This is a genomic window from Bradyrhizobium sp. LLZ17 (assembly GCF_041200145.1).
In the GTDB taxonomy this organism is placed as follows: Bacteria; Pseudomonadota; Alphaproteobacteria; order Rhizobiales; family Xanthobacteraceae; genus Bradyrhizobium.
Genome location: NZ_CP165734.1, coordinates 238,315 through 258,118 on the forward strand (window position 1 = coordinate 238,315; position 19,804 = coordinate 258,118).

Here is a 19,804-nt window from a genome sequence, read left to right on the forward strand (position 1 = left end):
GTTCTCCCTCAATCAGGCCGGAACGTCGGCGAGTTTTTCGATTGCCGATTTGTGGAGGTCGCTTTGCTGCTGGAGCAGGTTGGCGACGGCGGTATAGCTGCGCATCACCTCGACCATGTGGCTCATCTCGCCGACCGAATTCACGTTCGACTTCTCGATGTAGCCCTGTTGCACGATGGATTTGGTGTCGGCCTGCTGGTTGGCGGAGCCGACGTCGTAGAGATTGGCGCCGAGCTTGGTCAGCTTGGCCGGATCATCGAACGACACCATGCGGACCTTGCCGCGGATCGGATCGGTTTTTGCGGAGCCTTCGAGCACCGTGACGGTACCGTCGGGGGCGATGTTGATGTCATGGTCGGTCGGCTGGAAGGTGATCGGACCGGCAGTGCCGAGCACGAGGTTGCCGTCGAGGTGACCAACTGGCCGGTGTTGTTGAGCGAGAATTTGCCGTCGCGGGTGTAACGCTCGCCGCCATTGGCCTGCACCGCGAAAAAGGCGTTGCCGTTGATCGCCATGTCGAGCGGATTGTTGGTCGGCTCCATCGGCCCGGGGCCGACATCGCGGTAGGTGCCGCGGTCCTGCACGTAGGACACCCGGCGGTCGGAGCTGATGAAATTGTCCTCGTGCGCGTTCGAGTTCAGAAACTCCTCGAACAGCGAATGGTCGGCCTTGAAGCCGTTGGTGTTAACGTTGGCGACGTTGTTGGCGATGACATCCATCTGCCGCTCCAACGTCATCTGCCGTGACAGGCCGATCAGAAGCGCGTTCTGCATCGGAAATCTCCCCTGAGTGAGATCTGCCAGCTCGCTCTCCCAAGCGCCTTGGCGGACCTCGTGAACGAGACCATCCGGTTCTCCCAAACCAGCGGTCTCGGTCCTCTCTCAGCGAAAGCCGTGCCAACACGTAAAACCACGCCATTACAACGGCTTGACTATTTTTCAGAGTCGTTTGGCGGGGGCAGAAAGGTTCTGTTAGTCATGTTTGCCCGGCAGATTTTTCCTAGTGCCGGCTCAATCGAAAGGTTCCGTTAACCATTATTACCGTAGCGTTTGCATGTAAGAGGAGCGCTTTGCGCTGGGGCATTTGTATCGCGTTATTGTCTGCCAGGAGGCTTCGCTCTTTCGACCCTTTTTGAGATGAGCGAGCACTACCGACCATGGCAGAGAATGAAGCGGAAGGCGGGGCAGCCGCTGATGGCGCGGAAGCCGCTCCGCCGAAGAACAAGCTCAAGCTCATCATCATGGCCGTGGGCTTGCTCGCCGTCCTCGGTGGCGGCGCCGCGACCTGGTTCTTCTTCTTCCGCCACGGCGACGATGAACACCATGCCGACGCCGCGCCCCCGCCGAAGCCGCCGGCCTTCATCGACGTGCCTGACATGATGGTCAACCTCGCCGGCGCGCCCGGCGAGCGCGTGCAATATCTGAAACTGAAGATCGTGCTGGAGCTGAAGGAAGAGAAGCAGATCGAGGCGATCAAGCCGACGATGCCGCGCATCACCGACATCTTCCAGACCTATGTGCGCGAGCTGCGCTCCTCCGACCTCAACGGCTCCGCCGGCATCTTTCGCCTCAAGGAAGAGCTGACCAAGCGCGTCAACGCGGCGGTCGCGCCGGTCCAGGTCAGCGCGGTGCTGTTCAAGGAAGTCGTGATCCAGTGAGCATGGTGGGCTAGGGATCATGGCAGGCAACGACCAACCGGACCAGGATGCAATTGCCGCCCAATGGGAGGCCTCGCTCGATTCCGAGGACCCCGCGGAGGCCGCAAAGGCTGCTGCCGAAAACGAACTATCCGAGACCATGGCCCTGCAATGGGCGGCCATGGTCGAGGACGGCAGCCGCGATCTCGGTAACGGCAAGAACTCCGGCGAGCGGGTGCTGTCGCAGGAGGAGATCGACAATCTCCTCGGCTTCACCGTCGGCGACGTCACGCTCGACGACCATTCCGGCATTCGCGCGATCATCGATTCGGCGATGGTCTCCTACGAGCGTCTGCCGATGCTCGAAATCGTCTTCGACCGCCTGGTGCGGTTGCTGACGACAAGCTTGCGCAACTTCACCTCCGATAACGTCGAAGTCTCGCTCGACCGCATCACCTCGGTGCGCTTCGGCGACTACATGAACTCGATCCCGCTGCCCGCCGTGCTCTCGGTGTTCAAGGCCGAGGAGTGGGACAATTTCGGCATGGCGACGGTCGATTCCAGCCTGATCTATTCGATCATTGACGTGCTGCTCGGTGGTCGCCGCGGCTCGAGCCAGCTTCGCATCGAGGGACGGCCCTACACCACCATCGAGACCGAGCTGGTCAAGCGGTTGGTCGAGGTGGTCCTGACCGATGCGGAGCAGGCATTCCGGCCGCTGTCGCCGGTGACTTTCACGATCGACCGGCTCGAGACCAATCCGCGTTTCGCTGCGATCAGCCGTCCCGCCAACGCCGCCATCCTGGTGCGTCTGCGCATCGACATGGAAGATCGCGGCGGCAACATCGAGCTGTTGCTGCCTTATGCGACGATCGAGCCGATCCGGGGCGTCCTGCTCCAGATGTTCATGGGCGAAAAATTCGGCCGCGACCCGATCTGGGAAGGCCATTTCGCCACCGAGATCGCCCAGGCCGAGATCGCGGTCGATGCCGTGCTCTACGAGGCCGACATTCCGCTCAAGCAGCTGATGCGGCTGAAGGTCGGCGACACGCTGCCGCTGGACATCCGCGCGGATGCCAACGTCACTGTGCGTTGCGGCGACGTCATGATCACCGAAGGACGCATGGGCCGGGTCGGCGATCGCGTCGCGATCCGCGTGACGAAACCCTTGCGCAAGCCAAGTACGACACTTGCGATGTTCGAGAAGGTGGACGAACAGAACAAGCTGATGGAGGCCCCATGAACCACTCTCTAGGAATGGCGATCGAGACGCTGGTGGCCATCCTGCTGATGCTCACGATCGGCTACTGTATCCTGCTCAACAAGCGGCTGACGCGGCTGAAGGCGGACGAGCATTCGCTGAAGGCGGTGATCGGCGAGCTGATCACCGCGACCGAGATCGCCGAGCGCGCGATCGGCGGGCTGAAGCTGGCGGTACGCGACGTCAACGAGAATCTCGGCAGCCAGCTTGCTGCCGCCACGCAGATGTCCGAGCAGCTCTACAAGCAGCTCGGCGAAGCCGACAACGTGGTTCGCCGCCTCTCCAAGATCGCGATCGCCGCGCGCCCTGTGACGAATCCGGAAATCGCGGCCGCACCCGCAGCCAAGCCATCCGCGGCGAAGGCGGTCGCGGCGGCGGCCGAAGCCTTCTCCGAGCGCCGAAGGTCCAACGGTCTTGCCGCATAAAGTCGGGATATGAAGTCCTTTCGTAACATCCGAGTCATTCCGGTCGTCCTGGTTGCGGTCGCGGGTCTCGCCACGCTGAAGATCGCGGGCCTGGTGATCAATGGCGGCTATGTCTTCGACTACCAGCCGAACAATGTGAAGAAGTCCTGGGCACAGGAAAATCTGAACTTCCCGACCGGGCGGGAGGATCCTGATATCACCGGCTCGACCCATGGCGCGCCGGAGGCACCGAAGGCATCCGCCCCCGAATCCAAGCCCGAGGGCACCATGGTCAAGGTCGAGGAAACCCAGCCGCAGATTTCGGCTTCCGAACGCGCGATCCTGGAACGGTTGCAGTCGCGCCGCCAGGAGATCGAAGCCCGCCAGCGCGAGATCGACATCCGCGAGAGCCTGCTGAAGTCGGCCGAGAAGCGCATCGAAAACAAGGCCGAGGAGATCAAGGCGGTGGAATCGCGGATCTCCGCTACGCAGGCCGAGCAGAAGGCAGCCGAGGCCCAGCGCATGAAGGGCCTCATCACCACCTATGAGGGCATGAAGCCCAAGGATGCCGCGCGGGTGTTCGATCGGCTCGAAATGGGCGTGCTGATCGAGATCGCCAGCCAGATCGCGCCGCGAAAGATGTCCGACATCCTGGGTCTGATGTCGCCCGAGGCGGCCGAGCGGCTGACAGTCGAGATGGCGCGCCGTGCAAACGGCGGCGGGGATCAGTCCGCCTCGGCCGGCGAACTCCCGAAGATCGAGGGCAAGCCGACCCAAAAGCCAAATTGAGGGCTCATACTTAAGAAGTCCTTAATTGGCAAAATCTACAGTCGACGGTACGGGCCGGCGCCAGTGCCGGCATGGACCGCCGAACCGGAAGAAAATGCCGCCAATGGCGCGAGAGGCTGCCGCTGGATTGTTGTCGCGAGCCCGCGCCCTGGCGCTGGGGCTGGCGCGTCATGTCCGCAGCGTACCGGCGCTGGCGGCCTGCCTCCTGATCGGCGTTGGTGCCGCCCGCGCGGCCGATCCGATCCGGGGCGAGGCGAGTTTTTCGGCCAGCGGCGGCTTTGCCCGTCTCGTCATCAAGCTCGGTGAGGACGTTCCCTCCGAGGTGACGACCGCCGGCTCCATCCTCATCATCCGTTTCGATCGGCCTGTCGACGTTCCCGTCGATCGCGTGCCGGAAGGCGGGCCCGATTACGTCAACTCCGCCCGGCGCGATCCGGATGGCGGCGCGATCCGGCTGTCGCTGGCGCGGCGCGTCACCGTCAACACCATGAATGCCGGCGAGCGCACCTTCGTCGACCTGCTGCCGGAGGGCTGGAAGGGGCCGCCGCCGAGCCTGCCGATGGACGTGGTGAAAGAGCTGGCCGAGCGCGCCCGCGTCGCCGAGCGTGCGCTGCGCGCCCAGCGCGCCGCCGCCGAGAGCAAAAAGCGTCCGCAGATCCGCGTGCGCGCCTCGGTGCAGCCGACCTTCGTGCGCTTCGTGTTCGAGATGCCTGACGGCGTCGGCGTTTCCTCCGTGCTCAACGAGCAGAAGCTCACGCTCGCCTTCAACGCCAATCTCAGTTTCGACCTTGCGGATGCGGTCGTCGCCGCGCCCCCCAATGTCGCCTCGATCAAGCAGAAGGCCGATATCGACCAGACCAGCGTCGAGATGGCGTTGATCGGCGACTCAGACGTGCACTCGTTCCGCGACGAGAAGAATTACGTCGTCGACATCTCCTTCCAACCCGACAAGGGCAAGCTTGCCGCCACGCCTGAGGCCGCGATTGCGCAGGCCAAGTCTGGCGGTCACGGACCGGCACCGGTCGCGGAAAAGCCGACGGCCGGCAAGCCGAAGGACGCGCACGGCGAGATCACGCCGCCGACGTCGGAAACGATCGCGCGCGAAGCCAGGATCGATGTCAAGCCCGAGGCGAAGCCGGAAGCTGCCGCAGCAGCGCCGCTTCCCGAAGCGCCGAAATCTGGGCCGGCACCCGCCGCACCTGCGACCGAAGCCGCGCACGCTGCGGAAGCGCCCAAGCCCGCGCCGCCGGCAATGGAAGCGGCTGCACCTGTCGCTCCCGCCAAGCCGGCCATGCCCGCGCTGGCCGAAGGGCCCAAGGAGGCCGTGAGGGACGCCGCGAGGAGCCGGTCAAGGAAGAGCCCAAGGAGGCTGTCAAGGAAACCAGGGAAATCATCAGGGAAGCTCCCAAGGCTGCACCTGCCGAGGCTCAAGCCGCGCCAGCGCCTGCTGCGGCGAGCGTCGATGCGCGCCGCGACAGCGACGGCCTGCGCGTGACGTTCCCGCTCCAGGTCGCCACGCCTGCGGCGGCGTTCCGCCGCGGTGACACCGTGTGGCTGGTGTTCGACTCGCAGAAGCCGATCGACGTCGAGGCGATCCGCGCCAGAGGCGGCGCGATGATCGGCGAAGTCAGCCGCATGCCGCTCGACAAGGGGCAGGCGGTACGCATCCGTCTCACCCGTCCGCTGGTCTATTCGCTGACGAGCGAGGAGGTCGGCAAGGAGACCAACTGGCTGCTCACGCTGGCCGACAAGATCCAGGCGACGCCGCTGCCGCTAATGATGTCGCGCAACATCACCGATCCAGCGCTCGCCAATATCGCGATCCCCTTTGCCAATCCGGGCCTCCTGCACAAGCTCACCGATCCCGACGCCGGCGACACGCTCTACGTCGTCACGGGACCGCGCCCGGTGCGCGGCTTCATCAAGCGGCAGGATCTCGTCGACCTCTCGCTGCTGGAATCTGCGCACGGCATCGCGATCCGGCCGAATTCCGACGAGATCGGCGTCGAGGTCGGATCCGACAAGGTCATTCTCGGCAAGAAGGGCGGCCTGACGCTGTCGCCGGTCGACGTCTCCGCCGAGCGGGCGCCGACCGCGGTGCGGCCGGTCTTCAATCCGGATGGCTGGCGCAAGGGCCAGTCGGAAGACTTCTGGACCCGTCAGAGCGAGCTGATCACGGCGATTTCGGCCGTCGAGCCAGCGCAGCGCTCGCTGCCGCGGCTCGATCTTGCGCAGTTCTATATGTCGCGCGCGATGTATCAAGAAGCCAAGGCCGTGAGCGAAGTGATGCTGGGCGATCCCCTCAACAAGGAGGAGAGCGGCGCACTGATCATGCATGCGATCGCGAGTATCCTCGTCGGCCGGCCGGCGCAGGGCCTGAAGGATCTCGCCAATCCCGTGATCGGCAACAGCCACGATTCCCAGCTCTGGAAGGCGCTCGCCTATGCGCGCCAGGGCAAATGGGCGGACGCGCGCGAAAAGTTCAAGAACGTCGAGTTCGCCATCGCTTCCTTGCCGCTCGACATCCAGCGCATCGTGACGATGGACGCGATGCGCGCCTCGCTCGAGGTGAAGGACTATGCAGGCGCCTCCAAGCGGCGCGGCGAGATCGAGGTGGTCGGCGTACCGCCTGAAGCCGCGCCCGGCTTTGCAGTGCTGCGTGGCCGATTGGCCGAGGCGCTCGGCCACGACAAGGACGCGCTCGACGACTATAACTTCGCGGTCGCCTCGAAGGACCGGCCGGCGGCGGCTGAAGCCAAGCAGCTCGAAATCGCGCTACGGCAGAAGCGCGACGAGATCAGCAAGGAAGATGCCCTGCGCGAGCTCGAGACGCTGTCGATGACCTGGCGCGGCGATTCGATCGAGGTCAAGACGCTCCAGATGCTGTCGCAGATGTACTCGGAGAACGGGCGTTACCGCGATGCGCTCACGGCTGCGCGCACTGCGACCAAGCTGCAGCCGAACGCCGACGCCTCGCGTCAGGCGCAGGACCTCGCCTCGGATCTGTTCACGCAGATCTTCCTGGGGCCGAAGGGCGACGAGCTGCCGCCGGTCGAGGCGCTCGGAATGTTCTACGAATTCCGCGAGCTGACGCCGATCGGCCGCCGCGGCGACGAGCTGATCCGCCGTCTTGCCGATCGCCTCGCCTCGATCGATCTGCTCGACCAGGCTGCCGAGCTGCTGCAATATCAGGTCGACCACCGCCTCGAAGGCGCCGCGCGCGCGCAGGTCGCCGCGCGGCTTTCCATGATCTACCTCGCTAACCGCAAGCCGGACATGGCGATCACGGCGCTGCGCGCGAGCCGCATCAGCGATCTCTCCGGCGAATTGCGACAGCAGCGCCTGCTGCTGGAAGCACGCGCGCAGAGCGACGTTGGCCGCCACGATCTTGCGCTCGATATCGTTTCCAATGTCTCGGGCCGCGAGGTGCTACGGCTGCGATCCGACATCTTCTGGGCGGCGCGACGCTGGCGCGAATCCGCCGAGCAGATCGAGCTCTATTACGGCGAGCGCTTTCGCGATTTCAAGCCGCTGAACGCGGTGGAGAAGAGCGATATCATCCGTGCCGCCGTTGGTTACGCGCTCGCCGACGACGCGATCGGGCTGTCGCGCTTCCGGGAGAAATACGCACCCTTGATGAGCGAGAGCGCCGACCGGCTCGCCTTCGACATCGCGAGCAAGCCGGCAGGCGCCTCCAGCGCCGAATTCGCCGACATCGCCAAGCTTGCGGCAAGTGTCGACACGCTCGACGGCTTCCTGCGCGAAATGAAGCAACGCTTCCCCGACGCGACCGCCCGCACACCGGCCGCCCCGCAGGCGAAGGACGAGACCGACCACACCGGCTCGCTGCCCACGATTCCCGTCGTGCGGCAGATCAAGATGACGCGATAGGATCTCTGTCGCCGCGCGAAGCGCGGCCCGAGACAGCTCCATTCGCCATCATTGTGAGCGTAGCGAAGCAATCCAGAATCTTTCGGCGGAGGGATTCTGGATTGCTTCGTCGCAAGGGCTCCTCGCATGACGGGGAGGGGGCGGGGCTACTTCGGACGTAGAGGGGACGCGCTGCCGCATAGTGCATTTCGCTGACCCTCGTCGGTCTCTATCCCCCGTAACTCTGCACCAGACTTCCCGCGACCAGCGACCAGCCGTCGACCAGCACGAAGAAGATCAGCTTGAACGGCAGCGAGATCGTTGCGGGCGGGAGCATCATCATGCCCATCGACATCAGCACCGATGCGACGACGAGGTCGATGATCAGGAACGGGAGGAACAGCAGGAAGCCGATCTCGAAGGCACGCTTCAATTCGGAGATCATGAAGGCGGGGACAAGGATGCGCAGCGCGAGTTCGTCGGGCGTAGCCGGCGGCGGCTCGCCGGAGAGATCCAGGAACAGTTTCAGGTCCTTCTCGCGCACGTTCTTCTGCATGAAGCCGCGCAAGGGCACCGAGGCGCGCTGGAGCGCGTCTTCGACACTGATCTGGTTGGCGACGAGCGGGCGGATACCGTCGTCGTAGGATTTTTGCAAAACGGGTCCCATCACGAAGAAGGTGAGAAACATCGCAAGCGCGAGGATCACCGAGTTGGGCGGGGCAGTCGCCGTGCCCATCGCGGTGCGCAACAGCGACAGCACGACAACGATGCGCGTGAACGACGTCATCATGATCAGGATCGACGGCGCGATCGACAGCACCGTGAGCAGCGCGATGAGCTGAATCGCGCGCTCGGTGACGCCGCCGCCGCCCTGGCTCCCGAGATTGATGCTGATGTCCTGCGCATGCGCAGGGCCTGCGAGCGAAGCCGCGGCGATCAGGACAGAAAAAAGGAAAACTCTACGCGGGAGGGTCAGCAGCCTCACGAAGACGGCTTCGGACGGCCGAGCAGCGAGGCCATCTCGTCTTCGAGATTCTCGAAGCTGGTCTTCTCCGGAGCCGGCCTGACCGGCGGGGGCGGCGGCGGCTCGTTGCGTGCCGCGCGCGGCGGAGCTGCCGGCGGCTCCGGCGCAACCGGAGGCGCGACGGTCTCGCCGGCCGGACGGCGCAAGGCGGCCTCGAGGCGCTGGGCCATTTCAGCGAGATTTTGTTCGGCGCTCGACGGCGCGGCAGCAACCGGCGGCACGGGCGGAGCCTGCGGCACCGGCGGCGGTGGCGCGGCGGCGCGCTCGGCACGCAGCGGAGGCGCCTTCGCCGGATCGCTCTGACGCGGCGGGCGCGGCATCAATGGCGGTTCGTTGCGGGCAACGCGCGGCGGCACCGGCTCCGGACGCAGTTCGCGTTCGGGCCGCGGGGCGATCGGCTCAGGCGCAAAGCCCGCCAAGGGATCTCCGCGATCGCCGCGGCGCTCGGCCAGGGCAGGCGCGGGCCGGCGGACTTCGTCGGCGAAGGAGGGGCGCGCGGGCCGCGGCGGCGGCTCCGGCATTTGCGGCTCGGGATGGTCGAGCACTTCGGGCCGCGGTGCTTCGTCAGCCCACCCGCTGGTGTCGGGCATCGGGGCGAGGCGCGGCGGCTCGGCCGCATTGGAGCGCTGCGGAAGCTGGTCGCGGCCAGGCGCGGCGCGCACGATGTTCGGCTCGACGACGATGTCGGTGGGGCCGCCGATCATCAGCAGATGCTCGACATTGTCGCGCCGGACCAGCACCAGGCGCCGGCGGCCATCGACCGCGGCCGCGTCGATCACGGCGAGCCGGGGCATCCTGCCGCGCTGGGTGTTGGCGCCGAGCCGGGTGGTCGCGAATCGGCGGACCAGCCACGCGGCGACGCCGATCAACGCCAGAACGACGATGAACGCGACGATGAAAGTGATAGGGCTACCGTTCATACCTGTCCCCGGTAAATGGCGCTTCTCTCGTGCCTATGATCGGATGCGCCGACCACCGGCGTGCGATGCCCCAAAAACTGCGATCTGTTAACGTCCCGCGGCAAGTTTTGCCGTCCCCGACCCTTAATAACCCATGAATCGCCCGATCCAAAACGACTTCTTGCCCGTGTACACGCCGCCAAGCGGTTGGGTTAACGCCGCTTTTGGAATGCGGGAATCATGCGGCGAAATGATGTCCCAAACGGAAACATCGATCCACCGCAGCTTTAACCACCTGTTAACCATATACGCGGCAAATTCTGCCTAGCTTCGGACCATGGGTCCTGCGAGGCGGAAGGAGCCGCAACGATGTCGATCAACGATCTTCCGGTGCTGTCGGCGCTTCGCACCAAGATGCAGTGGCACCAGGAACGCCAGCGCGTCCTGTCCGAGAACGTCTCAAATTCCGACACCCCCAATTTCAGGCCGCGCGAACTGGTCGAACCGAAATTCGACAAGACCGGCGCCGCCGCGGGCTCGATGGGGCCGCTGGCCATGGCCGTTACCAGCGCGTCCCACATGACGCCGTCCGGCGCGGCCTCAATCTTCGACCAGAACAGGAATGCGGGCTTCGAGACCCGCCCTGCGGGCAACGCCGTCAATCTCGAAGAAGAGATGATGAAGTCCGCCAGCAACCAGATGGACTATGCCGCGGTGACCTCGCTCTATTCGAAGAGCCTGCATCTTCTCAAGACGGCGATCGGCAAGGGCTAGGATTAAAGGAGCCGTATCATGGCGAATGACAGCAGCGACTTTGCCCGTTCGATGGCGATCGCAACCTCCGGGTTGCGGGCGCAGGCCGGGCGGATGCGGGTGATCTCGGAAAACATCGCAAATGCGGATTCGACGTCGCAGTCCGCCGGCGGCGATCCCTACCGGCGCAAGGTGCCGACGTTCTCCTCGGCGCTGGACCGCACGCTCGATGCCCAGGTCGTCACGCTGGGCAAGATCAAGCCCGACCAGTCCAACTTCCGCGTCAAATACGAGCCGAGCAATCCAGCGGCGGATGCCAGCGGCAACGTCAAATATCCCAACGTGAATTCGGTGGTCGAGATGACCGACATGCGCGATGCGCAGCGGTCCTACGAGGCCAATGTCAACATCATCAGTGCGACGCGCCGGATGATCCAGCGCACGCTCGACATCCTCAAATCCTGAACGGGAAACCTTGAGCCATGGCAACACCCTCAATCGCCGCCAATGCTTATGCCAGTCTTGCCCGCGTGCTGGAAAACAGCGGCGCTGGCAAGGGCAGCGAGGCAAACGGCCAATCCTTTGCTTCGCTGCTGAAAGACGCCGTCGGCAGCGTCATGGAATCCGGCCGCAAATCGGATGCGCAGACGGTGGCGATGGCCGCCGGCAAGGCCAACGTGATGGACGTGGTGACGGCGGTCGCCGACACCGACGTCGCGGTGTCCACGCTGGTCTCGGTCCGCGACCGCGTGATCGCGGCCTACGAAGACATCATGAAGATGCCGATCTGAATGGGGTTGTCATTCCGGGGCGCGACGAAGTCGCGAGCCCGGAATCCATGGTGCCACCGACGCTGAGGCCGGATGGATTCCGGGCTCTCGCTTCGCGAGCCCCGGAATGACGAAGTAACGAAGTAACCGAGAGCGAGAAATCAACATGACCGGACCTGAAACCCTCGACGTCGCGCGTGATGCGATCTGGACCATCGTGATCGTGTCATCGCCGCTGATGCTGGTGGGGCTTGTGGTCGGTGTGGTGGTGTCGCTCTTCCAGGCGCTGACGCAGATCCAGGAACAGACGCTGATCTACGTGCCGAAGATCTTGGCCATCTTCGCCACGATGCTGCTGGCGCTGCCCTTCATGGCGGACGCACTCCATTCCCACATGCTGCGGATCTCGTCGCGAATCGTCGGCGGCTGAGGCACAATGCGGGCGTCATGCGCATCGACGTCTCGCTGCTGCCGGCGCTTGCCGCAGCCTTCATGCTCGCCTTCGCCCGGGTCGGTGCGATGGTGATGCTGCTGCCGGGGCTCGGCGAGACCAACATCCCGACGCGGGTCAAGCTGTCGATCGCGCTTCTGCTCACGCTGGTGATCCTGCCGCTGCATCGCAATGCCTACCATGTCGATATGGGCTCGCTCGCGCCACTTCTGGTGCTGATGCTGCATGAGATCGTGATCGGCATCGTGCTGGGTGCGACGGCGCGCGTGACCCTCTCGGCGTTGCAGGTCGCGGGCGCCGTGATCGCGCAGCAAATGGGACTGGGCTTCGTCACCTCGGTCGATCCGACCCAGGGGCAGCAGGGTGTGCTGGTCGGCAATTTCCTGACCATGCTCGGGGTCACGCTGCTGTTTGCCACCGACAGCCATCATCTGGTGATCGCGGCGCTGAACGACAGCTATGCGATCTTCGCACCGGGCGAGACCGTGTCGAGCGGCGACGTTGCTTCGCTTGCCACAAGGGCGTTCTCCGCAGCGTTCCTGCTCGGCCTGCAGCTCTCCGGGCCGTTCCTGGTGTTCGGCCTGGTGTTCAATATCGGACTCGGCGTGCTGGCGCGGCTGATGCCGCAGATGCAGGTCTATTTCGTCGGCGTGCCGCTGTCGATCTTCGTGGGCTTCCTGGTGCTGGCCATGGTGCTCACGGCGATGATGGGCACTTACCTCGATTACTTCATCGGTGTCATGCACCAGATGATGCCGCTCAAGTAAGGAGTGATCGATGGCGGATGACAGCGATCCAGAGAGTCAAACAGAAGACCCGACGCAAAAACGTCTTGAAGAGGCGCTCGAGCGTGGCGACGTCGCCAAAAGCCAGGAGATCAACACCTGGTTCATGATCGCGGGCGGCACTCTCGTGGTTTCGACCTTCTCGGGCTCGGTCGGCAGCGGGCTGGTGACGCCGATGCGCAACCTGCTCGCCAATTCCTGGATGATCAAGACCGACCCCGGGAACCTGCTCGTGCTGGTGCAGCAGATCGAAGGCGCGGTGCTGGCGGCCGTCGGCATTCCCCTGCTGATGCTGGTGCTGGCGGCCATCGCCGGCAATATGCTCCAGCACCGGCTGGTATGGTCGGCCGAATCGCTCAAGCCCAAATTCAGCAAGCTCTCGCCCGCCGCCGGCTTCAAGCGCATCTTCGGCAAGCAGGCAGCCGCGAACTTCCTCAAGGGGATTGGCAAGCTGATCGCGGTTGGCGTCGTCATGACCACGATCCTGTGGCCGGAGCGGCACCGCATGGAGGCGATGGTCAAGCTCGATCCGTCCGGCATGCTGGGCGCCACCACGGGCATGACCATCCACATGCTCGGCGCGGTGGTCGCGGCGCTCGCGATCGTCGCCATTGCCGACTATTTCTTCCAGTACCGGAGCTGGTTCCAGCGGCAGAAAATGTCGCTCCAGGAGATCAAGGACGAGTTCAAGCAGTCCGAAGGCGATCCGCACATCAAGGGCAAGATCAGGCAATTGCGGCAGCAGCGCTCCAAGAAGCGCATGATGGCAGCGGTTCCAAAAGCTTCGGTGATCATCACCAACCCGACCCACTATTCGGTGGCGCTGTCCTATGAACGCGGCATGTCGGCGCCGATCTGCGTCGCCAAGGGCGTCGACAATATCGCCTTCAAGATCAGGGAGGTCGCGCGCGAGCACGACATTCCGATCGTCGAGAACGTTCCGCTGGCTCGTGCGCTCTACGCCACCGTCGAAATCGACCAGGAAATCCCGATGGAGCACTACCACGCAGTCGCCGAAGTCATCGGTTACGTCATGCGGATGAAGCGCGGATTTAGTGCCGCACGGCAATAACCCCCGAAAAGTACCGGAAATGGCCGTAAACTGGGAATCAGCGTACCTTTCCCCTATGGCGCCCTTGCGCCTGCGGGTCCGATTCAGGCAGGGAGGACCCCACGTGCCCCGAAGCGCGTTGATTCTCTGCCGACAGGCTGCACCAGCGTGAAATGACTGCCGAGACCGACCACGACCTGTCCCGCGAGCCCGTTGCGGCGCATGAGCCGTCGCCGCGCTCGGGCAGCATTGCGCTGGTGCTGCTGGTCGCCACCGGCCTGGTCGCGGTCGCCATCGGGCTGATGACGCTCGGGCGCGCGCAGGCGCAGCCCTATATTCTCGGCATCCTCGCCGTGCTGGCGATGATCGGCCTGTTCAACCTGTTCGCCTTCGCCGCCGGCATCATTCGCTTTGTCGACCGCAATCTCGACGATCCCGTGATGGGGCGCATCGCCGATCACGCCTTCGACGGCCTCGCGGTTACCGATCCGCGCGGCCATGTGGTCTATTCCAATGCGGCCTATCTGACCCTGACCGGCGCCTCCGGTCCGCAAGACGTGCGGCCGGTCGAGCGCGTCTTCATCGGCAATCCTGATGTCTCCGAAGCGGTGTTCCGTCTGCTCAAGGCGGCGCGCGAAGGTAAGCGGCAGCAGGAAGAGGTACGCATTTCCGGCCACGACGGCAGCCAGGGCCGCTGGCTGCGGATGCGCGTGCGCCCGCTCGGCACCGGCAAGCGCGAAGCCAAATATGCGGTGTGGTCGATCGCCGACATCACCCGCGACCGCGAACGCCAGGAGGACGTGTTCCAGGAGCTCCAGCACGCGATCGAATATCTCGACCACGCGCCTTGTGGGTTCTTCTCGGTCAATCCCGCCGGCGAGCTCGCCTATGTCAACGCCACGCTGGCGAACTGGCTCGACTACGACCTCGCCGAGATTGGTTCCGGCGGCCTCAAGCTCGCCGACATCGTCTCCGGCGACGGTGCCTCGCTGCTCAGCTCGATCGTGGCGGTGCCTGGCGAGGTGAAGACGGAAATCTTCGACATCGACCTGCGCATGCGCACCGGCAAGACCATGCCGGTGCGGCTTTATCACAAGCTCGCTTTCGGCGCCGACGGCGCGCCCGGCCCGTCGCGCACGCTGGTCATCAGCCGTGCCCGCGACGAACGCAGCGATCCCGACCGCGCCGCCGAAGTGCGCTTCATGCGCTTCTTCGATCATACCCCGATGGCGATTGCCACCGTCGACCGCGCCGGCAACGTCGTGCGCGCCAATGCCCGCTACGCCAAGCTAGGTCAAGCCCTCGGCCTCGACAGCGCCAGCAAGTCGATCTTTCGCGCGGTCAATTCGCGCGACCGGCACCTGCTGATCGCGGCCATCAACCAGGCTGCCGAAAACCAGGCCGACATCGCACCGGTCGAGGTGGCGCTGGAAGGCACCAAGGAGCGCTGGGGACAGTTCTTCGTGACGCCGGTCGACGGCGGCGAAAACGACGCGGAAGCTGCGATCGTCCACATGCTCGAGACCACCGAGCGGCGTGCGCTGGAGAACCAGATCAACCAGTCGCAAAAGATGGAGACGGTCGGCCAGCTCGCCGGCGGCATCGCGCACGATTTCAACAATGTGCTGTCCGCCATCATGATGGCCAATGACTTCTTGCTGAACGCGCACAAGCCGACCGATCCGTCGTTCCAGGACATCATGCAGATCAAGCAGAACGCGACGCGCGCCGCGACCCTGGTGCGGCAGCTGCTCGCGTTCTCGCGGCGACAGACGCTGCGGCCGCAGGTGCTCGATCTCGGCGACGCGCTGTCCGATCTCACCATGCTGCTGCGCCGGCTGATCGGCGAGAAGGTCAAGCTCGACCTGATCCACGGCCGCGATCTCTGGCCGGTGAAGGTCGACGTCTCCCAGTTCGAGCAGGTGATCGTCAATCTCGCGGTCAATGCGCGCGACGCGATGCCGGACGGCGGCAAGCTGATCATCCGCACCGCCAATGTCGGCAGCGCGGACGCGGGCAAGCTCGCCTACAAGGGCATGCCGGCGGCGGACTATGTGCGGATCGAGGTCGCCGATACCGGCACCGGTATCCCTGCCGACATCCGCGACAAGATCTTTGAGCCGTTCTTCTCGACCAAGGAAGTCGGCAAGGGCACCGGGCTTGGGCTTTCGACCGTCTACGGCATCGTCAAGCAGACCGGCGGCTTCATCTATGTCGACTCCCAGCCGGGGCAGGGCACCTCGTTCCATATCTTCCTGCCGCGCCATCATGCCGAGCCGGACCTCCAGCTCGAGCCGCCTGCGGCGGTGACCGTTGGCGCCGCGAAGGAAGCTGCATCTGCAGCGGAAGCCAAGCCGCGCACCGATCTCACCGGACAGGGCACCATCCTCCTGGTTGAGGACGAAGAGGGCCTGCGCGCGCTGAACGCGCGTGGCCTGCGCTCGCGCGGCTACACCGTGGTCGAGGCCGAGAACGGCGTCGAGGCCATGGAGGTTTTGGCCGAGCAGAGCGGCGGGATCGACCTCGTCGTCTCCGATGTCGTCATGCCCGAGATGGACGGCCCGAGCTTGCTCAAGGCGATGCGCGAGAAGAATCCCGACATCAAGTTCATCTTCGTCTCCGGCTACGCCGAAGACGCCTTCGAGAAGAGCCTGCCCGAGGGCCAGCAGTTCGACTTCCTGCCAAAACCGTTTACGCTCAGCCAGCTCGTGGCGGCGGTGAAGGAGACGATGGCGAAGCAGGGGTGAGTTGGCGTTAAACGAGGGACGCGCAACAATCTCCGCCGTCGTCCTGGCGAAAGCCAGGACCCATACCGCGTGATCTATCGAGTGGGCACGCTGCCAGTCCCGAATGCCCAATCGTCGCCAAATTGCTTCCTGGGGTAATGGGTCCTGGCTTTCGCCAGGACGACATTGGGGAGGGAGCGGAATTCCCGTCGTAAACCCGCCGGTAACCCGCAACCACGGTTCCGCCGTGCGTTGCCGCCAAACCCCCGCGGTATAACGATTTTTACCACTTCCCCGCGACTGAGGGCCGCAGCCACGGGTTCCGAAACCGGCTTCACTTTTTGCGAAGTCTACCCATCTTAGGCGCACGTCCCCATGCCGGGGATTTGGGAAACGCACATGAATTTCTCGCAATGGTCCCGCACTCTCGTGAAGACGATTGCCGTCGTGTTGGCGCTAGCGCTGCCGACCGCGCTGGCGATCTCGTCCGCTGACGCCCGCGTCGGCGGCGGCTTCTCGTCCGGTTCGCGCGGTTCGCGGACCTTCTCGGCCCCGCCGTCGACCACGACCGCGCCGGGCTCCACCTCGCAATTCAATCGCACCTTCACCCAGCCGGGCGCTGGCATGAATTCGGCTGCCTCGGCTCCTGCGCGTGGCGGCCTGTTCGGTCGTGGCGGCGGGTTCCTGGGCGGTCTCGCGGCCGGCTTCCTCGGCGCAGGTCTTCTCGGCATGCTGTTCGGTGGCGGCCTGTTCGGTGGCCTCGGCGGCCTGTCGTCGATCCTGGGCCTTATCATCCAGATCGTGCTCGTCGTGTTCGTGGTGCGGTTGGCAATGTCCTGGTGGCAGCGCCGCAACGCGCCGCAGGCGGCCTACGCCGGTGCTGATTCCGGCGGTGGTCCGGGAGCGCAGACGAGCTACCGCAGCGGGCTTGGCGGCGGCTTCGGCTTCGGCGCCAACAATGCGCCGCTCGAAATCCGCCCCGACGACTACGAGGCGTTCGAGCGCCTGCTCGGCGATATCCAGACCGCCTGGTCCAACGAGGACGTTGCAAAACTGCACACCCTCGCGACGCCGGAAATGGTCTCGTATTTCGAGAAGGATCTGGCAGAGAACCGCGCGCGCAACGTCGTCAACAAGACGTCCAACGTCAAGCTGTTGCAGGGTGACCTGGCGGAGGCCTGGCGCGAGGGAGACACCGAATACGCGACGGTGGCGATGCGCTTCGCGCTCACCGACAAGACGGTCGACCGCGGCACCGGCGCCATCGTCGCCGGCGGCGAGCAGCCGGGCGAGGTCACCGAAGTCTGGACGTTTGCCCGTCGCCTGGGCAGCGCCTGGGAATTGTCGGCGATCCAGCAGACCAACTGATCGCTGGCGACAGCAGAATCCAAGGCGTCGTGCTCCGGCACGGCGCCTTTCGTCGTTTGGAGACGCGTGGTTGCGAGCGCAGCGAGGCAATCCAGAGTCTTTCGGCGGTGGGATTCTGGATTGCTTCGGTTGCGCTCGCAATGACGTGTGGTGACAGCGTTCCGACTCGCCGTAAGGGAACTTGCGGCGACGTGCTAGGCTTATCCTGAGGCACTCTCCCTTGGGGATTCCGTGATGAAATACGAGCTCTATTACTGGCCCGAGATCCAGGGCCGCGGCGAATATGTGCGGCTGGCGCTGGAGGAGGCAGGTGCGGCCTATGTCGATGTCGCGCGCGGTCCGCGCGGCACGGCTGCGATGATGAAGATGATGGATCCGCACAAGGGCACGCCACCGTTTGCGCCGCCATTCCTGAAGGCCGGCAAGCTCGTCATCGGCCAGACTGCGAACATCCTGCTCTATCTCGGCGCGCGCCATGGGCTTGCGCCCACGACGGAAGCTGGACGACTCTGGGTGCACCAGCTCCAGCTCACGATCACGGACTTCGTGGTCGAGATCCACGATACCCATCATCCGCTCGGACCTTCGCTCTATTACGAAGACCAGAAGCCACCGGCGAAGAAGCGTACGGCCGATTTCTGGAGAGCGCGCGTGCCGAAATATCTCGGCTATTTCGAAGAGCTTCTCGACGAGAATGGCGGCAACTACCTCACCGGCCGCAGGCTGAGCTATATCGATCTCTCGTTGTTCCAGGTCGTCGACGGCCTGCGCTACGCCTTTCCGAAACGCATGAACGCGTTCGAGGACGAAATCCCCGGTCTCGTCGGCCTGCACGACCGCGTCGCGGCGCGACCGAACATCAAGGCCTATCTCGAAAGCGAGCGCCGCATTCCCTACAACGAGCAGGGCATCTTCCGCCGCTATCGCGAGCTCGATAATTAGCCGGTCCGGACCGAGGCTGGCGGCGGATTGCCCGCGCTGTCGGGCAAAGTTGTGAGCGGACACGCGAAAGGCCCGATCAACCGGATCGGGCGATCCACCGTCGGCGAACCCGATCAGGCGAGCTGATCGATCCGCGTGCCCTGGCCCGGCGGCAGCGGCGCGGGCGGCGTCGGCTGATAGGTCGGGTCGTTGTCCTTGGCCTTGACCTGCTCGTCCTGCTGCTTGGTCGTGTCATAGCTCGGGACTACGATCGTCACAGGGGGCGGCGCAACGCTTGAAACGCTCATCCACAAATCCTCACAGATTGAACAATTGACCCTGCCCTGCGAGCGACGAAGCTTCCGTCAAGCCAATCGTTAAAATGCGAGGGATCCGTGCGTGGTGAGGCGCTGTTCTCGCGCCTCTATTGGCGATGTCCGCGAGACGATGAACCTCCCCTCGTCATTGCGAGCGCAGCGAAGCAATCCAGTATCCCTCCGCAGAGATAGTCTGGATTGCTTCGCTGCACTCGCAATGACGGAGTGTGTGGTCAGCGACGTCGCGATATGCGCGTGCCGCTTCCGCGGCGAGAGCGCAGCCTACTCGTCCTTCGGCCGCGTGATCGCGATCGATGCCTCGGTCTTGGTGCGCGTGCATTCCATGTTGAGGCGCTTGTAGCGCATCGAGACCTTGTCGCCGCGCAGCAGGCCCATGCGCTTCAGGCAGCGCGTCGCGCCGGTCGTGGCATCGTCCTTTGGCAGGGTGAAGGTGATGGCTGCGGCGGAGGCGACAAGATCAAAAAATTTCTGGGTCGGCTTGCGGTCGCCCTTGGCATAGAGCTCGTTGGAATAGTTTTGTCCCTGGGCGCGGCAGCCGAGCGAAAGCTCCTTCGCGGCCGGGTGGGTGAGATAGATGATGTTGGCGGCCTTGAAGTTGACCTTCAGCCCATCGATGCCGCCCGCCAGCTGCTTGGCGATGTCATCGCACTGGTCCGCGCGCGCAGGCGCGGCCAGGGTGACAAGGCCGGTGATTGCGGCGGCGACAAGCATCGCGCCGCGGACGTCCAATTTGAAAGTCATGGTGAGAAGCCCCTTGG

General features: G+C 64.5%; 17 protein-coding genes and 2 pseudogenes. 14 read left to right on the forward strand and 5 right to left on the reverse strand.

Annotated features, from left to right (window positions below):
- Positions 1-12 precede the first annotated feature (12 nt).
- Positions 13-773: pseudogene (gene flgF / locus AB8Z38_RS01055) on the reverse strand (flagellar basal-body rod protein FlgF).
- Between the two features lie 383 nt (positions 774-1,156).
- On the opposite strand from flgF, the gene fliL reads away from it, so the two are divergent.
- From fliL to AB8Z38_RS01080, 5 genes and pseudogenes are all read left to right on the forward strand, one after another.
- Entirely contained in the window at positions 1,157-1,657 is a 501-nt protein-coding gene (gene fliL / locus AB8Z38_RS01060) for a flagellar basal body-associated protein FliL (RefSeq protein ID WP_369722666.1), read from the forward strand.
- Positions 1,658-1,676: 19 nt separating this feature from the next.
- The gene (gene fliM, locus AB8Z38_RS01065; protein WP_369722667.1) at positions 1,677-2,879 is read left to right on the forward strand and encodes a flagellar motor switch protein FliM; all 1,203 of its coding nucleotides are present in this window, start codon (positions 1,677-1,679) and stop codon (positions 2,877-2,879) included.
- A complete protein-coding gene (locus AB8Z38_RS01070) occupies positions 2,876-3,322 on the forward strand; it encodes a DUF6468 domain-containing protein (RefSeq protein WP_369722668.1) in 447 nt (148 codons plus the stop codon). The genes fliM and AB8Z38_RS01070 overlap by 4 nt, the downstream gene beginning before the upstream one ends.
- A gap of 9 nt (positions 3,323-3,331) precedes the next feature.
- The gene (locus tag AB8Z38_RS01075) at positions 3,332-4,090 is read left to right on the forward strand and encodes a MotE family protein (RefSeq protein ID WP_369722669.1); all 759 of its coding nucleotides are present in this window, start codon (positions 3,332-3,334) and stop codon (positions 4,088-4,090) included.
- Positions 4,091-4,193: 103 nt separating this feature from the next.
- Positions 4,194-7,981: pseudogene (locus AB8Z38_RS01080) on the forward strand (tetratricopeptide repeat protein).
- Positions 7,982-8,189: 208 nt separating this feature from the next.
- Here the strand turns inward: AB8Z38_RS01080 and fliP are convergent.
- Together fliP and AB8Z38_RS01090 are read right to left on the reverse strand one after the other, a co-directional pair.
- A complete protein-coding gene (fliP, locus tag AB8Z38_RS01085; RefSeq protein WP_369722670.1) occupies positions 8,190-8,945 on the reverse strand; it encodes a flagellar type III secretion system pore protein FliP in 756 nt (251 codons plus the stop codon).
- Entirely contained in the window at positions 8,942-9,904 is a 963-nt protein-coding gene (locus AB8Z38_RS01090) for a flagellar biosynthetic protein FliO (RefSeq protein ID WP_369722671.1), read from the reverse strand. Before AB8Z38_RS01090 ends, fliP begins: the two co-directional genes overlap by 4 nt.
- Positions 9,905-10,252: 348 nt before the next feature.
- Between AB8Z38_RS01090 and flgB the strand changes: the two genes are divergently transcribed.
- From flgB to AB8Z38_RS01135, 9 genes are all read left to right on the forward strand, one after another.
- Entirely contained in the window at positions 10,253-10,657 is a 405-nt protein-coding gene (flgB, locus tag AB8Z38_RS01095; protein ID WP_369722672.1) for a flagellar basal body rod protein FlgB, read from the forward strand.
- An 18-nt stretch (positions 10,658-10,675) separates the two neighbouring features.
- Positions 10,676-11,101, forward strand: a complete 426-nt coding sequence (gene flgC, locus AB8Z38_RS01100) for a flagellar basal body rod protein FlgC (protein ID WP_369722674.1) — start codon at positions 10,676-10,678, stop codon at positions 11,099-11,101.
- Between the two features lie 17 nt (positions 11,102-11,118).
- Complete coding sequence (fliE, locus tag AB8Z38_RS01105; protein WP_369722676.1) at positions 11,119-11,427, forward strand: flagellar hook-basal body complex protein FliE; 309 nt, start codon at positions 11,119-11,121, stop codon at positions 11,425-11,427.
- Between the two features lie 145 nt (positions 11,428-11,572).
- Entirely contained in the window at positions 11,573-11,836 is a 264-nt protein-coding gene (gene fliQ / locus AB8Z38_RS01110; protein WP_369722677.1) for a flagellar biosynthesis protein FliQ, read from the forward strand.
- A 17-nt stretch (positions 11,837-11,853) separates the two neighbouring features.
- A complete protein-coding gene (gene fliR, locus AB8Z38_RS01115) occupies positions 11,854-12,624 on the forward strand; it encodes a flagellar biosynthetic protein FliR (RefSeq protein WP_369722678.1) in 771 nt (256 codons plus the stop codon).
- Between the two features lie 10 nt (positions 12,625-12,634).
- Positions 12,635-13,714 carry a flagellar biosynthesis protein FlhB gene (gene flhB / locus AB8Z38_RS01120; protein WP_369722679.1) on the forward strand — a complete coding sequence of 360 codons (1,080 nt, stop codon included), beginning with the start codon at positions 12,635-12,637 and terminating at the stop codon, positions 13,712-13,714.
- Positions 13,715-13,866: 152 nt separating this feature from the next.
- Positions 13,867-16,440, forward strand: coding sequence for a cell cycle histidine kinase CckA (gene cckA, locus AB8Z38_RS01125; RefSeq protein WP_369722680.1), 2,574 nt, complete (start codon positions 13,867-13,869; stop codon positions 16,438-16,440).
- Between the two features lie 354 nt (positions 16,441-16,794).
- A complete protein-coding gene (locus AB8Z38_RS01130; protein ID WP_369722681.1) occupies positions 16,795-17,787 on the forward strand; it encodes a Tim44 domain-containing protein in 993 nt (330 codons plus the stop codon).
- Between the two features lie 234 nt (positions 17,788-18,021).
- Positions 18,022-18,729 (forward strand): glutathione S-transferase, encoded by a 708-nt coding sequence (locus AB8Z38_RS01135; protein WP_369722682.1) that lies wholly within the window; start codon positions 18,022-18,024, stop codon positions 18,727-18,729.
- A 113-nt stretch (positions 18,730-18,842) separates the two neighbouring features.
- Here AB8Z38_RS01135 and AB8Z38_RS01140 read toward each other — a convergent pair whose 3' ends face one another.
- Complete coding sequence (locus AB8Z38_RS01140; protein ID WP_369722683.1) at positions 18,843-19,016, reverse strand: hypothetical protein; 174 nt, start codon at positions 19,014-19,016, stop codon at positions 18,843-18,845.
- Positions 19,017-19,307: 291 nt separating this feature from the next.
- Entirely contained in the window at positions 19,308-19,787 is a 480-nt protein-coding gene (locus tag AB8Z38_RS01145; RefSeq protein ID WP_369722684.1) for a hypothetical protein, read from the reverse strand.
- Positions 19,788-19,804: the final 17 nt, after the last annotated feature.